The organism is Ruegeria sp. YTSA064, from assembly GCF_059610325.1.
In genome coordinates this window covers 123,837-148,841 of sequence record NZ_JBXWNK010000002.1, presented here as the reverse complement: position 1 = coordinate 148,841, position 25,005 = coordinate 123,837, and the positions used below count along the sequence as shown (strand labels likewise).

The 25,005-nt window shown below is 56.3% G+C and carries 21 protein-coding genes; 12 read left to right on the top strand and 9 right to left on the bottom strand.

Annotation, left to right across the window (positions count from 1 at the left end; genetic code table 11):
- Window positions 1-243 precede the first annotated feature (243 nt).
- Both AC2FI7_RS03250 and AC2FI7_RS03245 read left to right on the top strand, forming a co-directional pair.
- Entirely contained in the window at window positions 244-2,070 is a 1,827-nt protein-coding gene (locus AC2FI7_RS03250) for an extracellular solute-binding protein (protein ID WP_496815219.1), read from the top strand.
- Window positions 2,071-2,601: 531 nt separating this feature from the next.
- Window positions 2,602-2,838 (top strand): hypothetical protein, encoded by a 237-nt coding sequence (locus AC2FI7_RS03245; protein WP_010440325.1) that lies wholly within the window; start codon window positions 2,602-2,604, stop codon window positions 2,836-2,838.
- Here AC2FI7_RS03245 and AC2FI7_RS03240 read toward each other — a convergent pair.
- On the bottom strand, window positions 2,827-3,450 hold the full coding sequence (locus AC2FI7_RS03240; protein ID WP_010440326.1) for a helix-turn-helix domain-containing protein: 624 nt from the start codon (window positions 3,448-3,450) through the stop codon (window positions 2,827-2,829). The genes AC2FI7_RS03245 and AC2FI7_RS03240 overlap by 12 nt on opposite strands.
- A gap of 65 nt (window positions 3,451-3,515) precedes the next feature.
- On the opposite strand from AC2FI7_RS03240, the gene AC2FI7_RS03235 reads away from it, so the two are divergent.
- The 5 genes from AC2FI7_RS03235 (at window position 3,516) to AC2FI7_RS03215 (ending at window position 9,367) form a co-directional block, all read left to right on the top strand.
- Complete coding sequence (locus AC2FI7_RS03235; RefSeq protein ID WP_010440327.1) at window positions 3,516-5,033, top strand: class I adenylate-forming enzyme family protein; 1,518 nt, start codon at window positions 3,516-3,518, stop codon at window positions 5,031-5,033.
- Window positions 5,030-5,689 (top strand): DsbA family oxidoreductase, encoded by a 660-nt coding sequence (locus AC2FI7_RS03230; protein ID WP_010440328.1) that lies wholly within the window; start codon window positions 5,030-5,032, stop codon window positions 5,687-5,689. Before AC2FI7_RS03235 ends, AC2FI7_RS03230 begins: the two co-directional genes overlap by 4 nt.
- 73 nt (window positions 5,690-5,762) lie before the next feature.
- Complete coding sequence (locus tag AC2FI7_RS03225; RefSeq protein ID WP_010440329.1) at window positions 5,763-6,971, top strand: multidrug effflux MFS transporter; 1,209 nt, start codon at window positions 5,763-5,765, stop codon at window positions 6,969-6,971.
- Between the two features lie 57 nt (window positions 6,972-7,028).
- Window positions 7,029-8,693 (top strand): tetratricopeptide repeat protein, encoded by a 1,665-nt coding sequence (locus tag AC2FI7_RS03220; protein WP_010440330.1) that lies wholly within the window; start codon window positions 7,029-7,031, stop codon window positions 8,691-8,693.
- Window positions 8,690-9,367, top strand: a complete 678-nt coding sequence (locus AC2FI7_RS03215) for an SH3 domain-containing protein (RefSeq protein WP_010440331.1) — start codon at window positions 8,690-8,692, stop codon at window positions 9,365-9,367. Before AC2FI7_RS03220 ends, AC2FI7_RS03215 begins: the two co-directional genes overlap by 4 nt.
- Here the strand turns inward: AC2FI7_RS03215 and mfd are convergent.
- Both mfd and AC2FI7_RS03205 read right to left on the bottom strand, forming a co-directional pair.
- Window positions 9,364-12,819, bottom strand: a complete 3,456-nt coding sequence (gene mfd, locus AC2FI7_RS03210; protein WP_496815406.1) for a transcription-repair coupling factor — start codon at window positions 12,817-12,819, stop codon at window positions 9,364-9,366. The two genes, AC2FI7_RS03215 and mfd, sit on opposite strands and share 4 nt — an antisense overlap.
- Window positions 12,820-12,837: 18 nt before the next feature.
- Window positions 12,838-13,365: a hypothetical protein gene (locus AC2FI7_RS03205; RefSeq protein ID WP_010440333.1), complete on the bottom strand. Its 528-nt coding sequence runs from the start codon at window positions 13,363-13,365 to the stop codon at window positions 12,838-12,840.
- A 120-nt stretch (window positions 13,366-13,485) separates the two neighbouring features.
- Between AC2FI7_RS03205 and hemB the strand changes: the two genes are divergently transcribed.
- From hemB to AC2FI7_RS03185, 4 genes are all read left to right on the top strand, one after another.
- A complete protein-coding gene (gene hemB, locus AC2FI7_RS03200) occupies window positions 13,486-14,484 on the top strand; it encodes a porphobilinogen synthase (protein ID WP_010440334.1) in 999 nt (332 codons plus the stop codon).
- Window positions 14,485-14,627: 143 nt separating this feature from the next.
- Complete coding sequence (locus tag AC2FI7_RS03195) at window positions 14,628-15,203, top strand: lipid-binding SYLF domain-containing protein (RefSeq protein ID WP_010440335.1); 576 nt, start codon at window positions 14,628-14,630, stop codon at window positions 15,201-15,203.
- A 163-nt stretch (window positions 15,204-15,366) separates the two neighbouring features.
- Window positions 15,367-17,829 carry a penicillin acylase family protein gene (locus tag AC2FI7_RS03190; RefSeq protein ID WP_010440336.1) on the top strand — a complete coding sequence of 821 codons (2,463 nt, stop codon included), beginning with the start codon at window positions 15,367-15,369 and terminating at the stop codon, window positions 17,827-17,829.
- A gap of 104 nt (window positions 17,830-17,933) precedes the next feature.
- Window positions 17,934-18,329 carry a nuclear transport factor 2 family protein gene (locus AC2FI7_RS03185; RefSeq protein WP_010440337.1) on the top strand — a complete coding sequence of 132 codons (396 nt, stop codon included), beginning with the start codon at window positions 17,934-17,936 and terminating at the stop codon, window positions 18,327-18,329.
- A gap of 16 nt (window positions 18,330-18,345) precedes the next feature.
- Here the strand turns inward: AC2FI7_RS03185 and AC2FI7_RS03180 are convergent, their stop codons facing one another.
- The 5 genes from AC2FI7_RS03180 to trkA form a co-directional block, all read right to left on the bottom strand.
- Window positions 18,346-18,636 (bottom strand): putative quinol monooxygenase, encoded by a 291-nt coding sequence (locus AC2FI7_RS03180; RefSeq protein WP_480872590.1) that lies wholly within the window; start codon window positions 18,634-18,636, stop codon window positions 18,346-18,348.
- Between the two features lie 32 nt (window positions 18,637-18,668).
- Window positions 18,669-19,940: a GTPase HflX gene (gene hflX / locus AC2FI7_RS03175; RefSeq protein ID WP_010440339.1), complete on the bottom strand. Its 1,272-nt coding sequence runs from the start codon at window positions 19,938-19,940 to the stop codon at window positions 18,669-18,671.
- Window positions 19,940-20,179 carry an RNA chaperone Hfq gene (gene hfq, locus AC2FI7_RS03170; RefSeq protein ID WP_010440340.1) on the bottom strand — a complete coding sequence of 80 codons (240 nt, stop codon included), beginning with the start codon at window positions 20,177-20,179 and terminating at the stop codon, window positions 19,940-19,942. Before hfq ends, hflX begins: the two co-directional genes overlap by 1 nt.
- A gap of 132 nt (window positions 20,180-20,311) precedes the next feature.
- Window positions 20,312-21,853: a TrkH family potassium uptake protein gene (locus tag AC2FI7_RS03165; protein ID WP_010440341.1), complete on the bottom strand. Its 1,542-nt coding sequence runs from the start codon at window positions 21,851-21,853 to the stop codon at window positions 20,312-20,314.
- Entirely contained in the window at window positions 21,853-23,229 is a 1,377-nt protein-coding gene (gene trkA / locus AC2FI7_RS03160) for a Trk system potassium transporter TrkA (RefSeq protein WP_010440342.1), read from the bottom strand. Before trkA ends, AC2FI7_RS03165 begins: the two co-directional genes overlap by 1 nt.
- Window positions 23,230-23,325: 96 nt before the next feature.
- Between trkA and AC2FI7_RS03155 the strand changes: the two genes are divergently transcribed.
- The gene (locus tag AC2FI7_RS03155) at window positions 23,326-23,805 is read left to right on the top strand and encodes a hypothetical protein (protein WP_010440343.1); all 480 of its coding nucleotides are present in this window, start codon (window positions 23,326-23,328) and stop codon (window positions 23,803-23,805) included.
- Here the strand turns inward: AC2FI7_RS03155 and AC2FI7_RS03150 are convergent.
- The gene (locus tag AC2FI7_RS03150) at window positions 23,770-24,963 is read right to left on the bottom strand and encodes an MFS transporter (protein WP_496815212.1); all 1,194 of its coding nucleotides are present in this window, start codon (window positions 24,961-24,963) and stop codon (window positions 23,770-23,772) included. The two genes, AC2FI7_RS03155 and AC2FI7_RS03150, sit on opposite strands and share 36 nt — an antisense overlap.
- Window positions 24,964-25,005 lie beyond the last annotated feature (42 nt).

Below are 25,005 nucleotides of genomic sequence, written 5' to 3'. Positions count from 1 at the left end.
CTGCAAAGGAAACGGGGAATGATACAGCGGGTGCATCCCGGCAGATTTTGCCAAAAAAAACGCCCGCACGAAGCGGGCGTTAAGTTATTGAGGCAGGTTTCATACAGGCAAGAAACCTATCGAGCAGTGCACCCTTTATAAGCAATTCTTTGCATCCGTCCAAGCTAAAAGTTTGATAATAAGAAAAATCATGGCTACGGTGAATCCCAAACAAAATAAGGCCAGAGCAGGATTGTTTCCAAAATGAGCCCCGATTATCTCCACCCCCTCCGACCAGCAATTGCGGGAATCGCCTGCATTTTTGCGGCTTCATTCGCTTCGGCAGAATCAGCCCATGGCATAGCTATGTATGGCGACCCGGCACTACCACCGGATTTTGTGTCGCTACCCTACGCAAATCCCGACGCGCCCAAGGGCGGAAAGGTCGTATTTGGAAATACCGGCGGCTATAACAGTTTGAACCCGTTTGTGCAAAAAGGCACGTCACCCTGGCAGCTGCGATTTTGGACCCATGAAAGCCTGATGGGGCGGTCCTGGGACGAACCTTTCACTCTTTACGGGTTGTTAGCCGAATCAGTTGAGACAGATTCGGACCGCACTTGGGTCGAATTCACTTTGCGTGAAAACGCACGATTCTCGGATGGCGCACCAGTCACTGTCGAAGATGTTATCTGGTCCTATGAGACGCTGGGTACCGAAGGCCACCTGCGGTATCGCGGGCTGTGGGGCAAGATCGATAGCATTGAACAGACCGGCCCACGCAGTGTCCGGATCAGCTTTAATGAACCCGATCGCGAGCTGGCCCTGATCGCCGGCATGCGCCCTATCCTGCAAAAGGCGCAATGGGAGGGGAAATCGTTCGCAGACGCTCAGTTGCAAGATATACCCATCGGATCAGGACCCTACGTGATCGATGATTACGAAGCTGGCCGCTATGTAAACCTACGCCGCAATCCTGACTACTGGGGTGCCGATATCCCCTACCGCAAGGGCACAATGAATCTGGATGACATGCGGATCGAATTCTATGGTGACGGCACCGTTGCATTCGAAGCATTCAAGGCAGGTGAACTTTCAGCCGTGCGCGAGTTTAACGCGGACAAATGGAACACTCAGTATAATTTCCCGGCGGCGCAACGCGGTGATGTTGTAAAGACCGAAATTCCGCATCAAAAACCTTCGGGCATGACCGGTTTTGTCATGAACACGCGTAAGGCCCCCTTTGACGACTGGCGCGTTCGCGAAGCGCTGACTCTGGCGTTTAACTTTGAATTCATCAACGACACCATCACAGGCGGCGCGCAACCCAGAATTACGTCCTATTTCTCAGGCTCCGAGTTGGGCATGCAACCCGGTGCGGCCACCGGTCGCGTCGCAGACCTTCTGCAACCTTACGCCGCCGAACTGGCGCCGGGTACCATTGAGGGGTATGAATTGCCCGCGGGTGATGGAACCGAACGCAATCGGAGCAATATCCGCAAGGCGCTAAAACTGCTGGAAGAGGCAGGCTGGACAATTCAGGACGGTCAGCTTCGCAATGCCGATGGCAAACCGTTTGAAATCGACCTTGTCATCAGCCAGGGCAGCCTGAATGTGGTGCAGGATGTCGGTGTGATCGCGGAAATCTATGCACGCGCGTTGGAGCGCCTGGGCATTCAACTGACCGTCGAAAAAGTTGACGACGCGCAGTACACCTCGCGTATCGACGCGCAAGACTTCGACATGACGCCCTTCCGCCGTGCCCTTTCGCTGTCGCCAGGCAACGAACAACGCCTGTATTGGGGCAGCGAAAACGCCGACACTCCGGGGACTAGGAATGTCATGGGGCTGACCTCTCCTGCCGTTGACGGATTGATCGATGCAATGCTGGCCTCGGAAAGCCACGAGGATTTTGTGGCCGCTACCCGCGCGTTGGACCGCGTACTAACCACTGGCCGTTACGTCATTCCGATCTGGAGCTTCGATGTCGGCCGCATCGCCCACGTGAAGGAGTTGAAGCAGCCTGCCTCGCTTCCGATTTATGGAGATGGCCCCGAATACATGCCGCAGGTCTGGTGGTACGAGGACTGACAAGACCGCGCGGCTTTTAGTTCAGCGCATATCCGGGCCTAAAATTGGTTGATCCGGCAATGGCACGGCGACAGGGCAGATTGTCAGCCATAAGCGATTTTCGGCTGAACCCGTCACAAACTGTGACCAATACCAGAGCTTGTGGGTCGCGGAACCATTCGCACCTACTGGTACACAAATTGCACAAGTATTGCTTATCCGGTCAAAATCATCGCAAGGGGCTTTACGGACTCGTGGCACGGACTATACGTTGTACATATCCCGATGAATATCTTAGTGCAGATAATTGCAGCATTTTTCGGGTACGTGATACTGTACTGGCTGTTTAAGTCAGAAGAACAACGGACCGGCCGCCACTCACTAAAACAGCAGGTCCGTCGGCCCGTTGCGGTTTAGCCGCAGCGGGTTTTTGCCTTTGGTTGCCGTCACGGCAACCTGCGACATTTTGTCATGTCCGCATTATCCCCCCACACTCCGTACGCTAATACCGGGGAGAGCAATCCTGGAACCGAATAAAGGGAAGGCTCGTAGATGTTGAACTGGGCTGATCTGACGCAAGACTGGGGCGCGTCGTATGCGCGTGCAAAACGCAGATTTCCAAACCTGCGGGACAGGGACATGGCGCGCGTTGGTGAAGATCGTAAGCAGTTCGAAGCATATCTGGCCGAACGTCACCATCTGACTGTTAATGAAGCCCGGGAAGAGCTTGAGGATTTCCTGTATACCGAAGCGTTGAACCGCGAAGTTGCGCAAACCTTAAGTAAGTGACGTCACCCAAAGGATCGTGGCGTCCTCGTCACTAACCGAAATTACATTGTGCCCCATGCTACCGTCATAATAGGCGCTATCGCCCCGGCGCATCTCGACTGGTTCATAAAATTCGGTGAACAGGCGCACCACGCCGGTCAGGACATACAAGAACTCCTCACCATCGTGACGTACCCATCCATCAAACTCTTCCATAGATCGTGCGCGCACTCGGGCACGATAGGGTAGCATCTGCTTTTTGGTAAGCGTTTCTGCCAGCAGTTCATGCTCATAGGTTGTGGTCGCGTGCGCAGCCCCCGCGCCCATTTTGGTCACCGCCATTCGGCCTATGACCTGATCACGCTGGGGCGGAGTGAACAGCTGAGGCACCGAAATTTCCAGCCCTATCGCCAGCTTCTTCAACGCATCATAAGTCGGCGACATCTGACCGTTTTCGATCTTGCTAAGTGTCGACCTTGCCAACCCGGCCTGGTTGGCCGCCTGTTCCAGCGTCCAGTTTCGGGCTTTTCGCAGCTCACGCACACGCGCGCCCAGATCGACGGGCTCAAGCTCGGTATTAATACCATTGTCGCGGGCAATTCTGACGATGGACTTATGATCATTCTTGCTCATGCGTCTTTCTATAGGGGCAGCATGCTCTGCTTGCAACGCGCCGTGCGCAGCTGTAGCCAGTTCCCATGTTGTCGATCTTTGATCAGGGACCACCGCCGCCCTGCCCGCGCCCATTCAATCTTGCCGCGCATGTCCTGCGTCATGCCCAAAGCTATTCGGAAAAAACCGCCCTATCTGTGCTTGGGCAGAACAGCGCAGTCGACTGGACCTTCAGCGAGCTGAAAGCGGCGATCCTGGGTACAGGAACCGGCTTGCTTCAGAGCGGCCTCAAGCCCGGCGACATCATTTTGATGCGACTTGGCAATACAGTCGATTTCCCAATCGCATATCTTGGAGCAATCGCCGTGGGGCTGGTTCCAGTCCCAACCTCATCACAACTGACAGATGCGGAAACCGTCAAGATCATCGACGATCTGAATCCTGCCGCCGTTTTGCGCGATCCGCAGGTCACCTGCGCCGAGCACCCCAACCAAATGCGGCTGGATGAGCTTGTCGGAATGCGAACGCTGCCGCCGGCGGAGTTTGCGATGGGTGACCCCGAGCGACTGGCCTATGTTGTCTATACCTCGGGAACGTCAGGCAAGCCGCGCGCGGTCGCCCACGCGCATCGCGCCATCTGGGCGCGGCAAATGATGGTCGATGGCTGGTACGGTCTGCAATCTTCGGATCGATTGTGCCACGCCGGAGCATTCAACTGGACCTATACTCTGGGTACCGGGTTGATGGACCCGTGGACCATCGGCGCAACGGCACTGATTCCAGAGCCGGGAACGAACATCCGAGATCTGCCCACCCTGCTGACCCAACAACGCGCCACGATTTTTGCAGCTGCCCCCGGGATCTTTCGGAAGATCATGCAAGGCAATCAGCGACTAGACTTACCTGATCTGCGCCATGGCCTGTGCGCCGGAGAAAAGCTCTCACGTCACCTGCACGACAAGTGGGTGCGGTCCACCGGAACAGAACTATACGAAGCGTATGGCATGTCGGAATGTTCGACCTTTATCTCATCCAGCCCCAGCCACCCGGCGCGCGGTGAGGCGTTGGGTCAGCCGCAACCCGGGCGCCGTGTCGCCATTGTTGGTCCCGATGGCCCGGTCCCGCAGGGACAAGAAGGCACGATTGCAATTCACCGTGACGATCCGGGCCTTATGTTGACTTACCTGAACGCACCCGAAGAGGCCGACGCACGTATCGCTGGGAACTGGTTCCTGACAGGTGATCAGGGTGCGATGGCCGCAGACGGGCAGATAACTTATATGGGCCGCGATGATGACATGATGAACGCAGGCGGGTACCGGGTTTCCCCGGTCGAAGTTGAGGCTGCCTTGTCGAACCACCCAGGTATCACGCAGGTTGGCGCTGCGTCGGTTGAGGTTAAACAAGACAGCTCGATCATTGTTGCATTCTACACCGGACCCCACGAACTGGACGCGGGGGCTTTGCGCGCCTATGTGTCTGACAAGCTGGCGCGCTACAAACAACCGCGGGCCTTTGTCCATCTGTCCGAACTGCCCACTGGGGGCAACGGCAAACTCCTGCGCCGCGCCCTGCCGGCCTATTTCAAGGCAACGTCCGAATGACACAGACCGTTAAGCTCGATATCATGTCCGACCCGATCTGCCCCTGGTGCTATATCGGCAAGACCCATCTGGACAAGGCGCTGGCCGAAATCCCGAACCATCCGTTTGTGATCGAATGGCATCCGTTTCAGTTGAACCCGGATATGCCCGATGCAGGGATGGACCGGCGTGAGTATCTGGAGCGTAAGTTTGGCGGAAAAGACGGCGCAGTTCGCGCCTATGCACCGGTGGTCGAGCACGCCGAGAACGCTGGTCTGAAGATCGATTTCGAGGGCATGAAACGTACACCAAATACGCTGGACGCACACCGCCTGATCCATTGGGCTGGCATAGAGGGCAAGCAGAACGCCGTGGTCGATGCCCTGTTCAACGCATATTTCGTCGAAGCACGCGACATCGGAGATCGAGAAGTTCTGGCCGATATCGCAGACAGCGTTGGCATGGACGCGGCAGTCGTGATGAAATTGCTGCAATCGGAATCCGATCGCGAAGACATAAGAACCCGCGACAGCCATTCTCGCGAGATGGGCGTGAATTCGGTTCCCACTTTCATCGTAGCGAACCAACACGCGGTTCCCGGTGCGCAACCCCCTGAATTATGGGGCAAAGTAATATCCGAGATTATGTCTCAGTTTGAGGCTTCCTCTGCAGAATAGCACAGACCCCTGTGCATTTCTGATCTAGTCCGTTCTTCGGCACCGTGATAGCGCTGCTGGGAAGGAGCTCCCCATGACCAATCGCATGTCCCGGGGCGAATTCATTGCGCTGGTCGCGATGATGTTCGCCACGATTGCCTTTTCGATCGACTCAATGCTGCCTGCTCTGCCCGAAATCGGTAAAGAGCTTAGCCCCAATGACATGAACAAAGCGCAACTGATTTTGACATCTTTTGTGCTGGGCATGGGCATCGGGACGTTTTTCACGGGCCCGATTTCGGATGCCGTTGGACGCAAACCGGTTATCTATGGAGGCGTCGCCCTCTATATCCTGGCGTCGGCAGTTGCTTGGGCCAGTTCTTCGCTCGAGCTGGTATTGGCTGCGCGGGTTGTCCAAGGCCTCGGCGCTGCTGGCCCGCGTGTTGTGGCGATGGCGATCATTCGGGACCTCTATGCGGGACGCGAGATGGCGCGCATCATCTCGATTGCCATGATGATCTTCACGCTGGTTCCGGCCGCAGCACCGCTGCTTGGTGCAGGTGTTATCGCCTTGGTTGGATGGCGCGGGATCTTCGTATCCTTCATGCTTTTTGCTTCAATCATCGTAGTTTGGATGGCAACGCGGTTGCCCGAGTCGCTGGCTCCTGAAAATCGCCGCCCCTTTCGACTGCCATTAATGATCGCAGCTGTGAAGGAGATGATGACCCATCCCACCGTGCGACTTTCAATCCTTGTGCAGACGTTGTGTATGGGATTGCTGTTTACCATGCTGACAATGGTGCAACCGGTTTTTGACGTCATACATGACCGAGCTGAGAGCTTTCCGTTCTGGTTCGGTTTTGTGGCGCTGATCTCGGGCTCGGCCAGTCTGTTGAATGCCGCGCTCGTTGTTCGCCTCGGCATGCGCCGGATCGTGACCTGGGCCCTTGGTGCGCAGATCATTATCACCGCATGCGTAATTGTCCTGAACGCGATGCCATTGTCCGAGGACGCCTCATTCGCGCTGTTCGTGACGTGGCAAACTACCGTATTCTTCATGGCGGGCGTTACCATGGGCAACCTGAACGCCATCGCGATGGAACCGATGGGTCATATCGCGGGAATGGCCGCCTCTGTCATTGGGTCGATCGCAACGGTTCTGGCTGCGGCAATCGCCGCACCCGTGGGCTTGCTGTTTGATGGATCGATTACGCCTTTGACGACAGGGGTGTTGATCATGTGCATTCTGGGCTTCGGCCTGATGCTGCATATGGGTCGGATCGAAAATCGACTGCCTGCCTGATCTGTGCAGACCTTCTGAAACGCGTTAAGCTCCTGCCAATAGTTTGGGAGGGGTCTTATGCGCGACTATTATGATCTTGGCACCTATTCCTGTGCCGTCACCACTGCGTCGGCTGAGGCGCAGCTGTGGTTCGATCGCGGACTGGTCTGGACATATGGCTATAACCATGACGAGGCGGTTGCCTGTTTTCAGAAGGCCGCAGACGCAGACCCCGACTGCGCCATGGCCCATTGGGGCGTCGCCTATGCGGCGGGGCCGAACTACAACCTGCCATGGGATCTGCGTGACGATCAGGGACAGACCAAATCACTGGCGATTGCCTATGACGCTACACAAAAAGCTATGGCCCTTCTGGAGATGTGCACACCGGTTGAACAGGCCCTGATCCGTGCGCTGCCAGCCCGTTACCCACAGCGTGATCCGATTGAGGATATGCACACCTGGGACTACGACTATGCCGACGCAATGCGCGCTGCATTTTCCGAACAGCCCGGCAATCTGGATCTGCGCACCATCTATGTCGGGGCATTGATGAACCTTACGCCCTGGCAGATGTGGAACCTGAAAACCGGACAACCTGCCGAGGGCGCGGCCACGCTTGAGTCGCAAGAGGCATTGGAAACAGCGATGGCCGATGACCCTGATGCGATGTCTCATCCCGGCCTGTTGCATCTCTATGTCCATCTGATGGAGATGTCGCCGACCCCGGAAAAGGCTCTGCAAGCGGGGGATATTCTGCGCACGCTGGTTCCGGATGCGGGGCATCTGGTACATATGCCGACGCATATCGACGTGCAGTGCGGCCATTATCACAACGTCGTCTATTGGAATGAACAGGCCTCGGTCGCTGATTTGAAGTATTATGAGCGCGAAGGCGCGTTCAATATCTACACCGGCTATCGTCAACACAATTACCATTTTGCAATCTACGGTGCATTATTTCTGGGTCAGATGGAGCCCGCCCTGCGCGCCAATAAAGGCCTGTGGGACACCACACCCGAGGAGATGCTGCGGATCGAAAGCCCGCCCATGGCGGATTATTTCGAAAGTTATATGTCCATGGGTCCGCATATCCTGATCCGCTTTGGGCGTTGGGAAGAGGCGAAGGCGCTGGACCTACCCGACGATCCGGATCTCTATCGTACGCTCACGGCAACAACGCACTATGCCCGCGCCATCGCCCATGCGGCCACGGATGAGGTCGCGCAGGCCGAAGCTGAAGAGCAACTGTTCCTTGCCGCTAAAACCTGCGTGCCCGAAACACGCAGGCTGCACAATAACCGCGTCATCGATCTTCTTGAAATTGCAGCCGAAATGCTGCGCGGAGAAATCGAATATCGTAAGGGCAACTACGATATCGCATATGCCCATCTGCGTCGGTCGGTCGAGTTGGACGACACATTGCCTTATGACGAACCATGGGGCTGGATGCAGCCCACACGCCACGCGCTTGGGGCTTTGTTATTTGAACAGGGCCACGTCGCCGAGGCCGAGGCCGTCTATCGAGAGGATCTGGGCCTGGCAGGAGCGCTCGGCCGTGCCTCGATCCACCCTGACAATGTCTGGAGCCTTAGAGGGTTACGCGATTGCCTGAAAGAGCGTGGAGAGGCCATAGAAATCAAACAGATTCAACAACGTCTTGATCTTGCGCTCGCGCGTGCGGACAGGGCTGTTGGTGCATCCTGTTTTTGTGCGCAAGCTGCGATGCGAGCCGCCGAATGAATGCACTGTCATTGGCTCTGGCTTTGGTATTGTGTGGTCCCGCATTCGCACAACGGCAGACATTTCCTCCAGTGGATCAAGCAGAACAAGACCCCACCCTGCTAAAGTTCAGGTCCGATCTGCTTGCAAAAATCGAGGCGCGCGATACCGAGGCCGTGGTGGCTGCCTCATGTCCCGATATTTATCTAAGCCATGGCAGCAATGGCGGACCGGACGAATTCCGAATAAACCTAACTGTGCCGCCCGATCAGCTGAGCGAAGAGTTCAGAGACGAAGCTGACGAACTGCGCGAATCCTATTGGACAGATTTATACGAAACGCTGTCGCAGCCAGGTTACTTTGACGAACAGGGTGAGTTCTGGATGCCAACACATTGGCAAATCGCCCTGCCCGCTTCCCTGGATCCGTTCACAGCATATTTCGTGGCCGCTGAACAGGTAACGCTGCGCCAATCCCCCTCGCGCGGTGGCCCGATAGTTGGTTTGATCAGCCACGAGGTGGTTATTGTTCCTGACTATCAAACCGATGAAACCTATCAAAAAATTCGACTGACGGATGGAACCACAGGCTACATGCACGGCGACTTTCTGACATCAATGGTTGGGTATCGCGCTGCTTTGGTGAAATCCGAAGCGGGCGATTGGCAGCTTTGCACCTTTGTGACCGGGGACTAGGCTTTTGCCTTTTTCTTCTCAGCCATCACCTTTTCGGCCAGATCGCGCGCGATCGCAAACGCGCCCTTGATCTTGTCGCTGTCCTTTTTCCAATCGCGCCGGACAACGATCTTGTTGTCCTTGACCTTGGCCAATCCACGCTGGTTCTGGATGAACTCGACCAACCCCTGAGGGGAAGCGAACTTGTCATTATGGAACTGGATCGTCGCGCCTTTAGGTCCACCGTCCAGCTTGGCAATCCCTGCCCGTTTACACATCGCCTTGATACGTACGACCAGCATCAGTGTATTCACCTCTTTCGGCAAAGTGCCAAAACGGTCGATCAATTCAGCAGCGAAGCCTTCCAGCTCGACCTTCGTCGACAATGACGACAGGCGGCGATAGAGACCAAGGCGCACATCAAGATCGGGCACGTAATCCTCGGGGATCAGAACCGGGACACCTAGGTTAATCTGCGGGGCCCATTGGTCGTCGGCATCCGACAGCCCTTCCATCTCACCGGCTTTAATCTTGGCAATCGCCTCTTCCAGCATCGACTGATAGAGTTCATAGCCTACGTCGCGCATCTGGCCAGACTGCTCTTCACCCAGAAGATTACCGGCCCCACGAATATCCAAATCCTGTGACGCCAGCGTAAATCCAGCCCCCAGCGTATCCAATGAGCCCAAAACCCGCAGTCGTTTCTCGGCCGTTGCCGTCAGGCGTGCGCGCGGTTTGGTGGTCAGATAGGCATAAGCGCGGGTTTTCGAACGCCCCACCCGACCCCGGATCTGATAGAGTTGTGCGAGGCCGAACATGTCCGCCCGATGCACCACCATCGTGTTGGCGGTCGGAATATCCAACCCGCTTTCGACAATCGTGGTCGCCAGTAACACGTCGTACCTGCCGTCGTAGAAGGCGTTCATCCTGTCATCCAGCTCACCCGCTGCCATCTGCCCATGGGCGACCACATAGGTCAGCTCCGGCAGTTGTTCTTTGAGGAATTCCTCGATCTCGGGCAGGTCCGAAATACGCGGGACCACATAGAAGCTCTGCCCACCTCGATAATGTTCACGCAGCAGCGCCTCGCGAATGGTGACGGCATCGAACTCGCTGACATAGGTACGGATGGCTAGGCGATCGATGGGTGGGGTACCAATGATCGACAGATCGCGCACTCCGGTCAGAGACAGCTGCAGCGTCCGCGGGATCGGCGTTGCGGTCAGGGTCAGGACGTGTACGTCCGAGCGCAACTGTTTCAACCGTTCTTTGTGACCCACGCCGAAATGCTGTTCCTCGTCGATGATCAACAGACCCAGATTGTTGAACCGTATCCCTTTGGCCAACAGCGCATGTGTTCCGATCACGATATCCACAGTGCCCCGTGCCAGCCCGTCGCGGGTTTGTTGCGCCTCCTTTGCCAACACAAAGCGCGATAATTGCCGAACCTCCAGCGGGAAGCCCCGGAAGCGTTCCTTAAAGGAAGCTGCGTGTTGGCGTGCGAGCAACGTGGTCGGCGCGACTATGGCGACCTGCACGCCTGACATGGCTGCGACAAAGGCTGTGCGCATGGCGACTTCGGTCTTGCCGAAACCAACATCGCCGCAAATCAGGCGATCCATCGGCGCGCCGGAGTGCATGTCCTCCATCACCTCGGAAATGGCACGCAACTGATCGTCGGTCTCTTGATACGGGAAACGCGCGCTGAACTCCTCCCACGCGTGGGGTGGCGGGTCCATCACCGGGGCCTTGCGCAAAGCACGCTCGGCCGCGATGCGGATCAGCTTGTCCGCCATCTCGCGAATGCGCTCTTTCAGCTTGGCCTTCTTGGCTTGCCACGCGCCACCGCCCAAACGATCTAGCAGCCCCTCGTCATGGCCGTATTTCGACAGCAACTCAATGTTTTCAACCGGCAGATAGAGCTTTGACTGTTCCGCATACTCCAGCAGCAGGCATTCATGCGCAGCACCGGCGGCGGTGACGACCTCCATCCCCATGTAGCGACCAATGCCGTGGTCTACATGCACCACCAGATCGCCGGGGCTGAGGGATTGGGCCTCGGTCAGAAAGTTCTCGGCCTTGCGGCGTTTCTTGGGTTGGCGGATCAGACGGTCACCCAGCACGTCCTGCTCAGCGATCACCGTCAAATCAGGCGTTTCAAACCCATGCTCCAATGCCCAAACGGCCAGATGCAACCCGCGCTTCCCAACTCGCGTGCCATCGGTCACTGGGATCGCCTCGGCGAGACCTTCGTCCTCGATCAAACCGGTTAGACGCTCACACGCGCCTTCTGAATAAGAGGCAATGAGGACAGGACCTTTGTCCATCTTATCGGTGATGTGGCTGGCGAGAGCACCAAATAGGCTGATGCTTTCCTGCTGGCGTTCCGGGGCAAAGTTTCGCCCGATCCGACCACCTGCATCAATCACACCCGGTCCGCTGGCCTGCGGCAGCGGGCTGAACTGCAACACTCGCCGGTCGCCAACCGCCTTTTCCCATGCAGCATCGTCCAGATAAAGTAGCCCAGGAGGCGTCGGCTTATACACAGTATCCATGCGCGAGCGGTTTTCCAGCGCCAGCTTTCGCGTCTCATACTGATCAGCAATCGAATCCCACCGCGCCAACCGCGCTGGTGTGACCTGATCATCAAGTGAGACTGTCGCGCCCGGCAGGTAATCGAACAGCGTCTCGAGCTTTTCATGAAAGAACGGCAACCAGTGTTCGATACCCTGATGTTTACGGCCAGCGCTGACGGCCTCATACAGCGGGTCATCCGTGCCCGCTGCGCCAAATTCGATGCGGTAGTTCTGGCGAAATCGGGTGATGGCGGCTTCGTCCAGAATAACTTCGGACACTGGGGCAAGCTCGACCACATCAAGCTTTTCTGTCGTGCGCTGCGAGACAGGATCGAACCGGCGCGCGCCATCCAGAACATCTCCGAACAGGTCCAGCCGAACCGGGCCACTTTCGCCCGGTGGAAAGATATCAATGATACCCCCGCGGATCGCATAATCTCCGGGCTCCATAACAGTCGGACTTTGGGTGAAGCCCATGCGCACCAGAAAGTTCCTCAGCGCTTCTTCATCTATGCGCTGATCTACGCGGGCGGTAAACGCGGCCTCGCGTAGAATAGCGCGGGCCGGAACCCGCTGTGTTGCTGCATTAAGCGTGGTCAACAGCACAAACTGCTCTGGCATCTGATGTACTAGTGCGGCCAATGTCGCCACGCGCGCAGCTGAGATATCCGCATTGGGCGACACACGATCATAAGGCAGGCAATCCCAGCCCGGGAAAACGAACACCGGCATGTGAGGGGCAAAAAAGGCCAGCGCCGCCCGCATCGCCTCCATCCGTTTGTCATCGCGCGCGACATGACAGACCGGACCACCCGAGCGGACGATCTCATTCAGCACCAGCTGTGCGTCAAACCCCTCAGGAGCACCGCCGACTGTAACGTGGTTCGGAGCCTTCATCATGCTGCCTCTTTGATATCACCAGCCCAGAACGCCAGCCGTAAAGTTCTGATACATGCCCCAAAACGAAGTGACCAATATAGAGATCATTCCGATGATCTGAGTATAGACCCGGCACCGGCCCAGATTCTTGGCAACGTTTTCCAACGTCAGCTCTTGTTGTCTCATTTTTTTTGCGGTCGATATATTGATGAGCATGACAAAGCACATCGGGCACATCAGCAAGAACACAGCTTGCGCGAATTCAAGCCCGTAAAAGAAACCCATTGTTGCCAACCCGGTCAGCACGAAACAACAGATCGCAAATATCGCAAGACCAGAAGTCTCGACAATATACAACACGCGATTCGTGTTGATCCTGGCAATGTCCAACAAATCCTGTTCTGACTGGCCACCGGAACGGCGCGCTCGTGCCACCAGATCGTGGGGCACGCCAATCGACCAATGGCTGGCCGAAGACCAAAGAACAGCCAATCCGATCCAATACCACAGATTCGAAAAGCTTCGCATATCGATGATTTCAAATATCGAAGTGTAAATGTCCAAGCGTCTGCCCTTTATTCAACGTCCGCAGGGACCGTCATCGAATGGATGCGTCCATTGTTACCCTTGAGACCACCGGGAATTCATGCCACCCAATGCGCGATTGTTCAAGGAGAGTGCGCCATGAAACCGACCATCGCCCCCTATCCACTGACGCGGTTCCGCCGGGCCCGTCAATCCGAGGCGATCCGGGGGTTGGTGCGCGAGAACACCCTGACCGTCGATGACTTTATCTGGCCGATTTTTGTGCGCGATGGTGAAGGTATCGAAGAGCCCGTGCCCTCCATGCCCGGGGTCATGCGGCGTTCGGTTGATTTGATCGCAAAAGCAGCTATCGAGGCACAGGCGCTTGGAATACCGGCTATCTGTATCTTCCCATACACCGATCAGGCGCTGAAATCCGAAGATTGTGCCGAAGCGTGGAACCCCGACAACTTGTCCAATCGCGCTATTCGGGCGGTCAAAGAAGCGGCACCAGATATCGCTGTAATGTCCGATGTAGCGCTGGATCCCTACAACATCAACGGCCATGACGGCTATGTTGTGGATGGCGAAATTGTGAATGATCAGACGGTCGAAGCGCTGGTTAAAATGACTCTGGCGCAAGCCGAAGCCGGTGCTGATATTATCGGCCCTTCAGACATGATGGATGGACGAATTGGCGCAATGCGTAGTGCGCTTGAGGCGGCAGGGTATCACAACGTCATGATCCTCAGCTACGCCGCCAAATATGCCAGCGCGTTTTACGGCCCGTTCCGTGACGCTGTTGGGGCCTCGGGCGCACTGACCGGGGACAAGAAGACCTATCAGATGGATCCCGCAAACTCGAACGAGGCGCTGCGTCTGATCGAACGCGACCTGACCGAGGGCGCAGATATGGTCATGATCAAGCCAGGGATGCCCTACTTGGATATTTGCCGCCGGGCAAAAGACAGCTTTGGCGCGCCGACCTACGCGTATCAGGTCTCGGGTGAATACGCGATGATACAGGCGGCAGCCCAAAACGGCTGGATCGACGGCGAAAAGGTGATGCTTGAAAGCCTGCTGGCTTTCAAACGCGCGGGATGTGATGGCATTCTGACGTATTTTGCGCCAGAGGCCGCGCGCATTTTGAACGGCTAACGCCTCAGATTGTCGCGACTTTTCGCCGATCTGCCGCGCATGCAGCACAGCTTTCCCGTGACAGGCGGGCGCAATCGGCGTATTCTTGCAAACAAGATCGGGAAGACCCGACAAATCAGGCACATACACAGAGACAGAGAAACATGAGCAGCTCAAACTCCCTCCGACTAAGCCGTCGCGGCTTTGCATTTGGCATGGCCGGACTGACGCTAACAGCCGCCTGCGGCAATGGCGTCGGGAATTCCAATGCGGTGGCGCTTGATGCCCGTGTTGATGCGACGCTAAACGAAATGTACAGCAAGTACCCTAATACCGTTGATATCGCCAACAAGGCTAACGGGATGCTGGTCATGCCATTGATCACCGACGCCGGGTTAATCTTCTTCGGTGGTGCCTATGGTCAGGGTGCGCTGCGCATTCAGGGTGCTACGGTTGATTACTATTCGGCCATTTCCGGCACGGCGGGCCTACAGATCGGCGCACAACAATATGCACATGTTCTATTCTTCATGACCGAGGACGCGCTGAATGACTTCCGCCGATCCAGCGGTTGGACCGCAGGCGCCGATATCGGATATGTCGTTGACGCAACCGGTGAGTCGCTTTCGACAGATACCAATCAATTGGGCAAACCAGTGCTAGCAGCGGTCTTTGGGCAGGCGGGTCTGAAATTCGGTGCAACCATAGAGGGCACCAAATACACACGCATCATTCCCTGATTTACGAGCCCCCCTTCCCCCTCAGAGAAGCCCTGCTACATCTTGTGGCAGGGCTTTTAGATTTTATGGATTTCACACATATTCCTGTGGCATTCCTCTTTCGGTCCTGATGGGCTTCCAGTAACCTCTGCGCAAACGAATATACAGATTTCTTGGGGGACAGATGGGTCTGGTCTTTCGCTGGCTGGTGAGAATTACGACGGGCCTGATCCTGCTTTTGGTCGCAGCAATCGGGCTGATCTATTTTCTGGCCAGCCAGTCCCTGCCCGAATATGATCAAACTCTTGAAGTTGAAGGGATTACCGCCCCAGTCGAGATCGTCCGCGACACCGCGAACGTACCACATGTCATGGGCCAATCCGACCCGGATGTATTCTTTGGCATTGGATATGCCCATGCGCAGGACCGGCTTTGGCAAATGACCGTTCTGCGCCGGACCGTACAGGGCCGATTGTCCGAAATATTCGGCCAGCGAACAGTCCATATCGACAAACTCTTGCGACGACTGGACCTTTATGGACTTGCCCATCGATCTGTCGACGTACAAGACGATTACACGCTTGCCGCATTGCGCGCCTATTCTGCTGGAATTAACGCCCGGCTGACCGAAATAAACGAACAGGCGCTAGGTCGTGGCGCGCCCGAGATGTTCTTGTTCAACGCGCCGGTCCCGCCATGGCAGCCCGGCGACAGTCTGGCCATCATGAAACTGATGAGTTTGCAGTTGTCCGGCCACCTTGCGGATGAGGTTCTGCGTGCCCGAACTTCTCTGATCTTGGACGACCCAGCACGTTTGGCTGACATTCTGCCCGATGTCCCTGGCCCCGGGATCGCGGCGCTACCTGAATATGCCGCTCTGTTTCCGAACCTCCCGCGGTATGCGCAGGGAGCTTCGATGCCTGACACGCCGCTGTCACCTTTCCCCCAGCGCGGATTGGCAGGTGCGTCAAATGCCTGGACCGCCGCGCCGTCTCGTTCGGCCAGCGGTGGCACCTTATTGGCCAACGACCCCCATCTGGGCTTCACCGCACCCGGCATCTGGTATCTAGCCCGGCTCGAGCTTGCCAAAGGCGGAGTGATTGGCGCGACGATCCCCGGTATTCCTGCGATTTCAGCCGGGCGGAGCGAGCGCTTGGGATGGGGTCTGACCTCATCTTATCTGGACGATCAGGACGTCCATATCGAACAGTTGAACCCCGAGAACCCAGAAGAATACCTGACCCCAGACGGATATAAGCGCTTCCAAACCCGGCCTTCGATCATCGAGATCAAGGACGCGGCCCCGATCACTTTGACCCTGCGTTGGACCGAGAACGGCCCCGTTTTACCGGGCACGCATTACCATCTGGAGACCATTACGCCTCCGGGGCATGTGGCCTCCCTGTCATGGAGTGCGCTCAGTCCCCTCGACACCTCGATGAGTGCGTCTTTGGCGCTGATGAATGCAGATACCGTTCGGCAGGCCATCAATATAGCCGAAGATTACATCGCGCCGTCACAGAACCTGTCACTGGTCGATCGAAACACGATCGGTTTGAAACTGATCGGTGCCATGCCCCGGCGAGACCTTAACAACCAAAGTCGTGGCCGTATTCCAACCCCCGGGTGGCTGGAACGAAACCGCTGGCAGGGCCGGTTGCCTTATGCGGACAACCCGGAATTTGTTACCCCAGCGGGCGGTGTACTGGGCAATACAAATAACAAGATCATTGATCGCCCGTTCCCAGATCATGTCTCATATGAGTGGGGTGACACCCAGCGCGTTCACCGTTGGGAACGCCTGATGCAATCGCGCGAAGTGCACACCCGCGACAGCTTTATCGAGGCACAGCTGGATACGGTCAGCTTTACGGCTCGATCCTTGTTGCCGCTGATCGGTGCTGATCTCTGGTTCACCGGAGAGTCCGCGCCTGATGGCACACCGGAACGTCAGCGGCAAATCGCGCTGGATTTGCTGGCCAATTGGAACGGTGAGATGAATGAGCATCTGCCCGAGCCATTGATTTACGCTGCCTGGCTGCGGGCACTGCAAATCCGTCTGATATCGGATGAGCTTGGCCCCTTGGCGGCGGAATACAAACATGTCGAACCATTGTTCATCGAGCGTGTTTACCGTGATATCGATGGTGCTTCGGTCTGGTGCGACGTGCGTCAGAGCGCCCCTGCCGAGACATGCACAGACATGGCTCGGCTGGCGCTGGATGACGCAATCATCTGGATTTCGGAACGATATGGCTCAGCGCTGGAATCTTTGCGTTGGGGTGATGCCCATCAGGCGACCCACGACCACCCCGTGCTGGGCGAAGTACCGGTACTGCGTTTCTTCGTAAACATCCGCCAGTCGACCAGCGGCGGCGACAATACCTTGTTGCGCGGCCGCACTTCGGGCGAAGGTCCAGATCCATTCCAGAATGTGCACGGCGCAGGATATCGTGGCGTATATGATTTCGCCGATCCGGACAGTTCAGTATTCATCACGGCCACTGGTCAGTCTGGCCATTTTTTGTCGCGCTACTACGATGATCAGGCCCAGTTGTGGCGCCGGGGCGAATACATTCCCATGTCGTTGGATATCGGTCTTGCCCGCGCCGCGGCAGTTGGTGTGACCGTGCTCAACCCACGCTGACAGTATCGGCAATTCCCCGCCCCTTTTTGCGCGCCGCGTGGACGTGGTTGATTGAATTCGCCTAAAATCAACGAGCCGTCGCATCGCACCAAAGGGGGAAATGCATGGGCAGCCTTCGCGATATTTTGAATAATCTGGCGCGAGACTATGCCGTTGCGTGGAGTTCAGGCGACCCAGACGCGGTTGCCAGCTTCTTTTCGCCGGATGGTCAAATCAGCATCAATCGTGGCGAACCTCTGCAAGGACATGCCGCAATCGCAGAAATGGCGCGTCGTCTTTATGCGGATTTTCCCGATCTGGAAGTACGTTGCGACATGATGCGGTGGGCTGGATCACATGCCCTGTTCGTCAGAACGCTCGAAGGGCATCATCACGCCACTGGTAACCGCGTTGTCACGCGTGGATGGGAGCAGTGGGAACTGACATCGGACAACAAGATCAAAACTTCGCTGGAATGGTTCGATGCACAAGAGCGGCAAAGCCAGATTGATGGTGTCTGAAACGCGTCCGCACGCCTTACTCTGAAGTCACAATGTATTCACGGGGAATGCCTTGCGTGATCCGATACCAGTCCGAGTTTTTCGTCCTGTTCTGGTGCGCCTCAAAGGCCGCCCTGTTTGCAAACACCTCGGACACTTCAAACCGACCGGGCTGGTTGGCATCTTCGCAGACTTCGAATGAGATACACCCCGCCTCTGCACGGGTCAGTGAAATATGAGCAGGCAGCGCTTGTCGCACTTGTTCCAACCGGTCGTGAGGCACCGTAATATGACCACGCAAATGAACCTTCTTTTCAGCCTTTGTCATCGACAACCCCTTTTATTGAGTGGGTCCAAAGTTCAAAGCGCGGCGAAGCGGGCCGCTTGTTTGTCAGTCCAAAGCACAGTGATTTCGAAACCATCCTCAGTCTGCTCTTCGGATCTCACGACTTCCTGACGGAACAACCATGCCCGCTTTTGACCTTCAGCGAACGTCAAAGAGAGTGTTGATTCATGCCGGGCGCCCTGCAGGATCGTGGCAATTTCAGACAAAAGAGGCGCAATCCCCTCGCCTGTTACCGCCGAAATCGCAAATATTGCCGGATCACGCTCGGCTCGAGCCAGCGTGGCCTGGCGATCCTCGGAACTGAGAAGATCAATTTTGTTCCAGACTTCCAGCCGGGGCCGGTCATCCTCGACCCCAAGAGAGGTCAAAATCGTCTCGACATCCTGCGCCTGCGCTTCGGTTTCTTCATGACTAATGTCTCGAAGATGAACCACAAGATCGGCACCCAAAACCTCTTCCAACGTGGCGCGGAATGCGGCGACCAGTTCTGTCGGCAGGTTCGAGATGAAACCCACGGTGTCCGAAAGGATCACTTCGGGACCATCTGGCAGTTCGACCCGCCGCATTGTGGGATCAAGCGTAGCAAAGAGCATATCTCTTGCCATTACCTTGGCGCCAGTCAGGCCATTGAATAGCGTGGATTTTCCAGCGTTGGTGTAGCCGACCAATGCAACGATTGGGTACGGAACCTTGGCCCGTGCGGCGCGGTGCAACGTGCGGGTCTTGACCACTTTCTGCAGCTGCCGCCGTAGACGCACCAATTGTTCATCGATCGCACGCCGGTCCGCTTCGATCTGGGTTTCACCCGGCCCGCCGACAAATCCCAATCCGCCACGCTGCCGTTCAAGGTGGGTCCAGGCCCGCACCAATCGCGTTCGTTGATAGCTGAGTGCCGCCATCTCGACTTGTAGCACCCCTTCGCGGGTACGCGCACGATCACTGAAAATCTCCAGGATTAGCCCGGTTCGATCGAGGATTTTGACCTTCCAGGCCTTTTCAAGATTTCGTTGCTGAACAGGCGTGACTGGCCCGTCGATCAGAACCAGTTCCACTTCGTTCTCGTGGAAACGCTCACCCAACTCTTCGATCTTGCCGCTGCCGAACAGCAATCCCGCCTGAGCCCGCTGTAAACGTACAACTTCGGACCCGACCACATCCAGATCGGGCAAAGCGGCAGCCAATGCCACCGCCTCTTCCAGCGCCGGTTCTGGAACGCGGCGCTGTTCATCTGATTTGATTTCCGGATGCAGCACCCAAGCGCGGGTGCGCGTCCTATCATGTTCCATCAAGAGGCGTCTTCGCCCTCATACAGGCTGATCGGCTGTGATGGCATGATGGTCGAAATCGCGTGTTTGTAGACCAGCTGCGACTGTCCGTCGCGGCGCAACAACACACAAAAATTATCGAACCAGGTGATTACACCCTGCAATTTCACGCCATTGATCAGGAATATCGTGACCGGGACTTTTGCTTTCCGTACATTATTCAGGAACGCGTCCTGCAGATTCTGTCTGTCCGAAGCCATATTGTTTTAATCTCGCCATTGTTCTTGCTACGCGCTGCGGACCAACGCGCTCCCTCCGGCGGAGTATGGAGTGGTGCGCGCAGATATTCCAGATGAAAAATCATGCAGTAACAGCAGACGCCTGCCGTAGGGTCAATCGCGCCACAGGGTTGGTGTAATCAGTGCGACGATCGCCAGGGTTTCCAAACGGCCAATAACCATTGCGGCGCAAACTGTCAGTTTGGCTGCACCTGACAGATCTATAAGTCGAATGGGGACATCAGTTGCCAATTCAATCAGCGGCCCAGTTGTGCTCAGCGCCGCAACGCTCAGCACCATCGCCTGCTCAAACCCGACCCCCATGGCGGCCAGCAGCAAATCGAACAGAGCCAACGTCAAAGCAAACATCATCAGGAAGATCCAGGCGATGAAGGCCCCGTCGCTTTGGATACGTCGGTTGCCTCCGCCTTCGCCGCTGACAGAAGACGGATAGATCAGTCGGTCAATTTCGCGCTTACCATTCAGATAAAGTGCAAAAACGCGCAGCAGTTTGACCCCTCCTGCGGTTGTTGCAACACCGCCGCCAATCAACGCCAAACCCATCAGGATCAAACCAGGTGTCCCGAGGCCCGATAGTTGCTGCGCATCGTTCCAATTCGCGCTTTCAAATCCGGCTGTTGTCAGGAAAGACATTCCAGTGAACACCATTCCCCAGGCCACGTGCAACGCCTGCACAATCTCGATCTGAATACCAAGCTCGGCCGTTCCCGCCAGAACTCGGATAAACAACAATACCGCAACCGCCAGCACGATAAAGATACCGATCCGAAACTCAGGGTCTTTGTCCAGCCGCGAATAGCCCGAGGTCGCTGTATCGGTCGAAAAGGTCAGCCGCGACAACGCGAAGAAAAGGAACAGGAACATGATAGCTTCGCCGGTTATACCTGCTGTTGATCCTTCCAGCCCGCCCACAGGCGAAATACCCGAGGTCGCCATCACCGACATTGCGTGACACACTGCGGTTAAGCCTTGTTCGCCTGCGATCAGCAAAAGAACCCAGATCACCGCTGTCAATCCGGCATAAATCGGAGCCAAAGCGCGCGACACGCGGATCAGATGGCCTCTTGGATCGGTCTTTTCGCTTTGGGCAACGCCCGAGACCGGTCGACCAGGTTGCCCTTTTGCGGTTACCTCAAATCCACCCAACGACAAAGGCGCGAGGATGGCCGCTGCAGAAATCCACATCAACAGCCCCCCCATCCATCCAACCAAAGCGCGCCACAAATGCAGCGGTGCAGACAGACGCTGGGGATCCGGGAACAGGTCAGCGCCGGTTGTTGTCAGCGCACTGACCATATCAAAATAAGCATTTAGAAAACTGGTTGTTCCCAGTGCATCATGAAACGGTATGGCCAGAAAGATCGGCAACAAGGTGAACGCGGCAAGTAGAACCGCCAATTGGCCAAGCGTCCCGCGCCGGGGTTTTCGGTTCGACATCGCAAGCGCAATGATCAAGACAGCGAACACACCTAACAGCCCGGAATAAAAGAAAGATCGTGAGGTATCGTGATCATCCAGTGCCAGCGCGTAGGCAGCGGGAATCCACATCGACAGCGCGACAATTCCCCAGATCATCAGCAACAGCGGTAGTCGCCGCAATACTCCGATCCGTTGCTGTCCACGTGCCTGCAACATCAGAAGAAATCGATCGAGACCTGCATCAGACGTTCAACCTCGGGCACGTCTTTGGCCATAGCAAAGATTGCTACGACATCCTTCTCGTCAATGCGGAGGCTTCCAGTTGGGCGCAGCACCTCGTCGCCTTTGCGGACGGCACCGACCAATACGCCCTCGGGGAAATCAATATCACGCAGCTTTTGCCCCGCCATCGGAGAAGTCGACAGGACTTCGGCCTCAATAACTTCGGCTTCGGCGTCGCCAATAGAATAAACCTGACGCACCCGACCGTGACGGATGTGGCGCAGGATCGAACTTACTGTTGTCGCACGCGGATTGATATAAGCGTCGATTCCCAGCGGCCCCATCAGGGCGACCATACTGGGGTCATTGATCAAAGCGATGGCCAGCGGGCAGCCCTCGCCCTTGGCACGCACCGCAGCCAACATGTTGGTGCGATCGTCGTCTGTGACTGCCAGCATCGCATCGGCGCGTTCAATACCTGCCTCGCTCAGCAAAGACGAATCCAGACCGTCGCCATTCAATACAATGGTGCGCTCCAGCCCCTCGGCAGCGATTTCAGCGCATCGACGGTCGCGCTCGATGATCTTGGCGCGGACGCGGCTTTCACGTTCTTCCAGCGTGCGCGCAACTTCCAACCCGACATTTCCGCCACCCACGATGACGACTCGATCTTGCTGACGTTGGGCTTTGCCGAACACCTCCATCGTGCGGTCCACATCCTTGACGCTGGTAAAGACATAGCATTCGTCGCCAACAAACAGCTGATCCTCGGATTCAGGCGCGAACAACGTCCCTTCACGACGAACACCAACAACGATTGAACTGAGCGTCGAGAACAAATCAGTCAGCTGGCGCAGAGGCGTGTTGACGATTGGACAGTCTTCTTCAACCCGAATACCCAACAGCTGCGCCTTACCGTCCATGAAAATCTCGGTATCGAAAGCCGACGGAGCCGACAGACGGCGCATTGCAGCGGCAGCGACCTCGCGTTCAGGGCTGATTACCACGTCGATGGGAAGATGATCGCGGCGATAAAGATCGGAGTGGATCGCTTCGAGATAGGATTTAGACCTCAGACGCGCGATCTTGCGCTGGATCGAAAAAACCGAGTGCGCCATCTGGCAGGTGACCATGTTCACCTCGTCCGAATGGGTCGCAGCAATGATCATATCAGCGTCGCGGGCCCCTGCCCGGTCCAGTACATCCGGATAACTGGCGAATCCAGCGATCCCCTGCACGTCCAGCGTCTCAGTCGCGCGACGCACCAGATCAGGGTTGTTGTCGACCACCGTTACATCGTTCAGTTCGCCCGAAAGGTGACGCGCAATCTGCCAGCCCACTTGGCCGGCACCGCATATGATGACCTTCATACTCTTGGCCTTTCTGCCTGAAATCTTTGAATGACAGATGCCCCCAAAGCGGTCAATTGAATTGTCATGGATGACAAGCTGAGCCAAAGTAACTGTATGAAAACAATTCTGCCCGTTCTGATTTGCTTGCTGACACTATCTGCCTGTGGTCCGCTTTCGCTGTATTACCGAGAGGGCGAAAGCGTTGCCCGCATGCAGACCGAAACCACGAACTGTCAGGTGAAAGCTCTTAAAGACGCCCCTGTCGCCAATCAGGTCCGTCAGAGCCCACCGGTATACTGGCCCGGGCGCACCTATTGCGATGGCCGTGGACGTTGCTATCGCAACCCTGGATGGTGGGAACCCGGACGGATCTATACCGTTGACGTGAATCAGGGGCTAAGAAACAAGGTCGAGGCACAGTGTATGGCACAGAAAGGGTACCGCCCGGTCAGCCTGCCGCCCTGCAAACAAGGTGTCAAATCGCGGGTTGCACCCGCACGTACCACAACTCTTCCACCGCTGAGCACTGAGTCGTGTTTCGTAAAGTTTGAAGACGGGTCATTTCAAATCATCACCCCGGGACAGGCCGGCTGATTTGCGACGCTTGGCCAGCGCGAGATGAACAAATATGGCGATGCCATAGAATGCAGCCACGGCCATAAACATACCGACCTCATTTGCGCCCAAAAGAATGGCCAGTAAAACTGGCGTCCCTAGCAGATTTCCAGCATTCCCCATCTGCGCCATTGCGCCGTAGCTTAACGCCTGGGTCTCGGCAGTTTCGTTCAACTCGGGCACCGCGGCGAAACTACCGCCCTGAACAAGCCCAAGAACTGCAAACAATGCGATGCATCCGAAGGCAAGCGGAGCCCCCAAAAACAGCGAAATGATCGTCAGAATCCCCATGGCGAATCCCAGATTCACGACACTGACGCAGGACAGCACGGTCAAAAGCAGCGGTACCAGCAACCATGACAACACGATCCCGGCCAACGGCATCAATGCTGCGATCGATGCACCCTGCCCTTCGGGTAAGCGCCCCGGCAGAATTGCCAGAAGTGAGACGAAAGTGAGCGTGTAGAAGAACCATCCGATCGCCGGAGCCGAGATGAATGGCGAGCGATAGGTCCTTAGGTGCACACCAAGCAAAGAAGATAAACTCCACCTCGTGCCGGCTGGCTGATCTATGTCGATCTTCAATTTGCTGAACGCTATCAGCGCGGCAATCACCAACATCAATCCGCCATGCAGGGCAAAATACACCGGCAATCCATAGCGGTCGACAATTGGCAACCCGAACCAGGCATTCAACGCAAAGGCTACGCCAAAAAACGTACTCCATAGCACCATAGAGTTGTACCTAGCGCGACCGGTTGTGATCTGTGCAATCAAGGTCGGTGCCGCGACAACAATCGCAAGATGGGATAGCCCTTCGACCACCCGGCTGAGCAACATCAATTGGAATCCCGGCAGACTTGCTTGCAATATTGACAATGCACCCCCAACAACCAAACCCGACAAAAGCAGACGGTTTGGCCCGATACGCGCCGCAATCGCACCCGACATCGCACCCAGCGCTGCTCCCATCAGGCTGATAATCGATAGCTGCCAGCCGATCACCGCCGCATGATCGGGATAAAGCAATCCAATGTCAGCAAACGGAACGGCGATCTTGGCAAACTGGGTCGCAGCCCCGAGGCCTGCGAACCAAATCAGCAAAACTTGCAGAAATGTTCGGAAAGAGTCGCTCATGAACTCGGTCTATCGCGACCTACACACCAGCGGAACGCATAA

Bases quoted from the DNA above. Each gene is read 5' to 3' on its own strand.
- AC2FI7_RS03235 (WP_010440327.1), top strand. From the start codon at position 3,516: ATGTTGTCGATCTTTGATCAGGGACCACCGCCGCCCTGCCCGCGCCCA.
- AC2FI7_RS03165 (WP_010440341.1), bottom strand. From the start codon at position 21,853: ATGTTGCAGGCACGTGGACAGCAACGGATCGGAGTATTGCGGCGACTA.
- mfd (WP_496815406.1), bottom strand. From the start codon at position 12,819: ATGAAGGCTCCGAACCACGTTACAGTCGGCGGTGCTCCTGAGGGGTTT.
- AC2FI7_RS03185 (WP_010440337.1), top strand. From the start codon at position 17,934: ATGGGCAGCCTTCGCGATATTTTGAATAATCTGGCGCGAGACTATGCC.
- trkA (WP_010440342.1), bottom strand. From the start codon at position 23,229: ATGAAGGTCATCATATGCGGTGCCGGCCAAGTGGGCTGGCAGATTGCG.
- hflX (WP_010440339.1), bottom strand. From the start codon at position 19,940: ATGGAACATGATAGGACGCGCACCCGCGCTTGGGTGCTGCATCCGGAA.
- AC2FI7_RS03155 (WP_010440343.1), top strand. From the start codon at position 23,326: ATGAAAACAATTCTGCCCGTTCTGATTTGCTTGCTGACACTATCTGCC.
- AC2FI7_RS03215 (WP_010440331.1), top strand. From the start codon at position 8,690: ATGAATGCACTGTCATTGGCTCTGGCTTTGGTATTGTGTGGTCCCGCA.
- AC2FI7_RS03225 (WP_010440329.1), top strand. From the start codon at position 5,763: ATGACCAATCGCATGTCCCGGGGCGAATTCATTGCGCTGGTCGCGATG.
- hfq (WP_010440340.1), bottom strand. From the start codon at position 20,179: ATGGCTTCGGACAGACAGAATCTGCAGGACGCGTTCCTGAATAATGTA.
- AC2FI7_RS03180 (WP_480872590.1), bottom strand. From the start codon at position 18,636: ATGACAAAGGCTGAAAAGAAGGTTCATTTGCGTGGTCATATTACGGTG.
- hemB (WP_010440334.1), top strand. From the start codon at position 13,486: ATGAAACCGACCATCGCCCCCTATCCACTGACGCGGTTCCGCCGGGCC.
- AC2FI7_RS03220 (WP_010440330.1), top strand. From the start codon at position 7,029: ATGCGCGACTATTATGATCTTGGCACCTATTCCTGTGCCGTCACCACT.
- AC2FI7_RS03250 (WP_496815219.1), top strand. From the start codon at position 244: ATGAGCCCCGATTATCTCCACCCCCTCCGACCAGCAATTGCGGGAATC.
- AC2FI7_RS03195 (WP_010440335.1), top strand. From the start codon at position 14,628: ATGAGCAGCTCAAACTCCCTCCGACTAAGCCGTCGCGGCTTTGCATTT.
- AC2FI7_RS03245 (WP_010440325.1), top strand. From the start codon at position 2,602: ATGTTGAACTGGGCTGATCTGACGCAAGACTGGGGCGCGTCGTATGCG.
- AC2FI7_RS03150 (WP_496815212.1), bottom strand. From the start codon at position 24,963: ATGAGCGACTCTTTCCGAACATTTCTGCAAGTTTTGCTGATTTGGTTC.
- AC2FI7_RS03230 (WP_010440328.1), top strand. From the start codon at position 5,030: ATGACACAGACCGTTAAGCTCGATATCATGTCCGACCCGATCTGCCCC.
- AC2FI7_RS03190 (WP_010440336.1), top strand. From the start codon at position 15,367: ATGGGTCTGGTCTTTCGCTGGCTGGTGAGAATTACGACGGGCCTGATC.
- AC2FI7_RS03240 (WP_010440326.1), bottom strand. From the start codon at position 3,450: ATGAGCAAGAATGATCATAAGTCCATCGTCAGAATTGCCCGCGACAAT.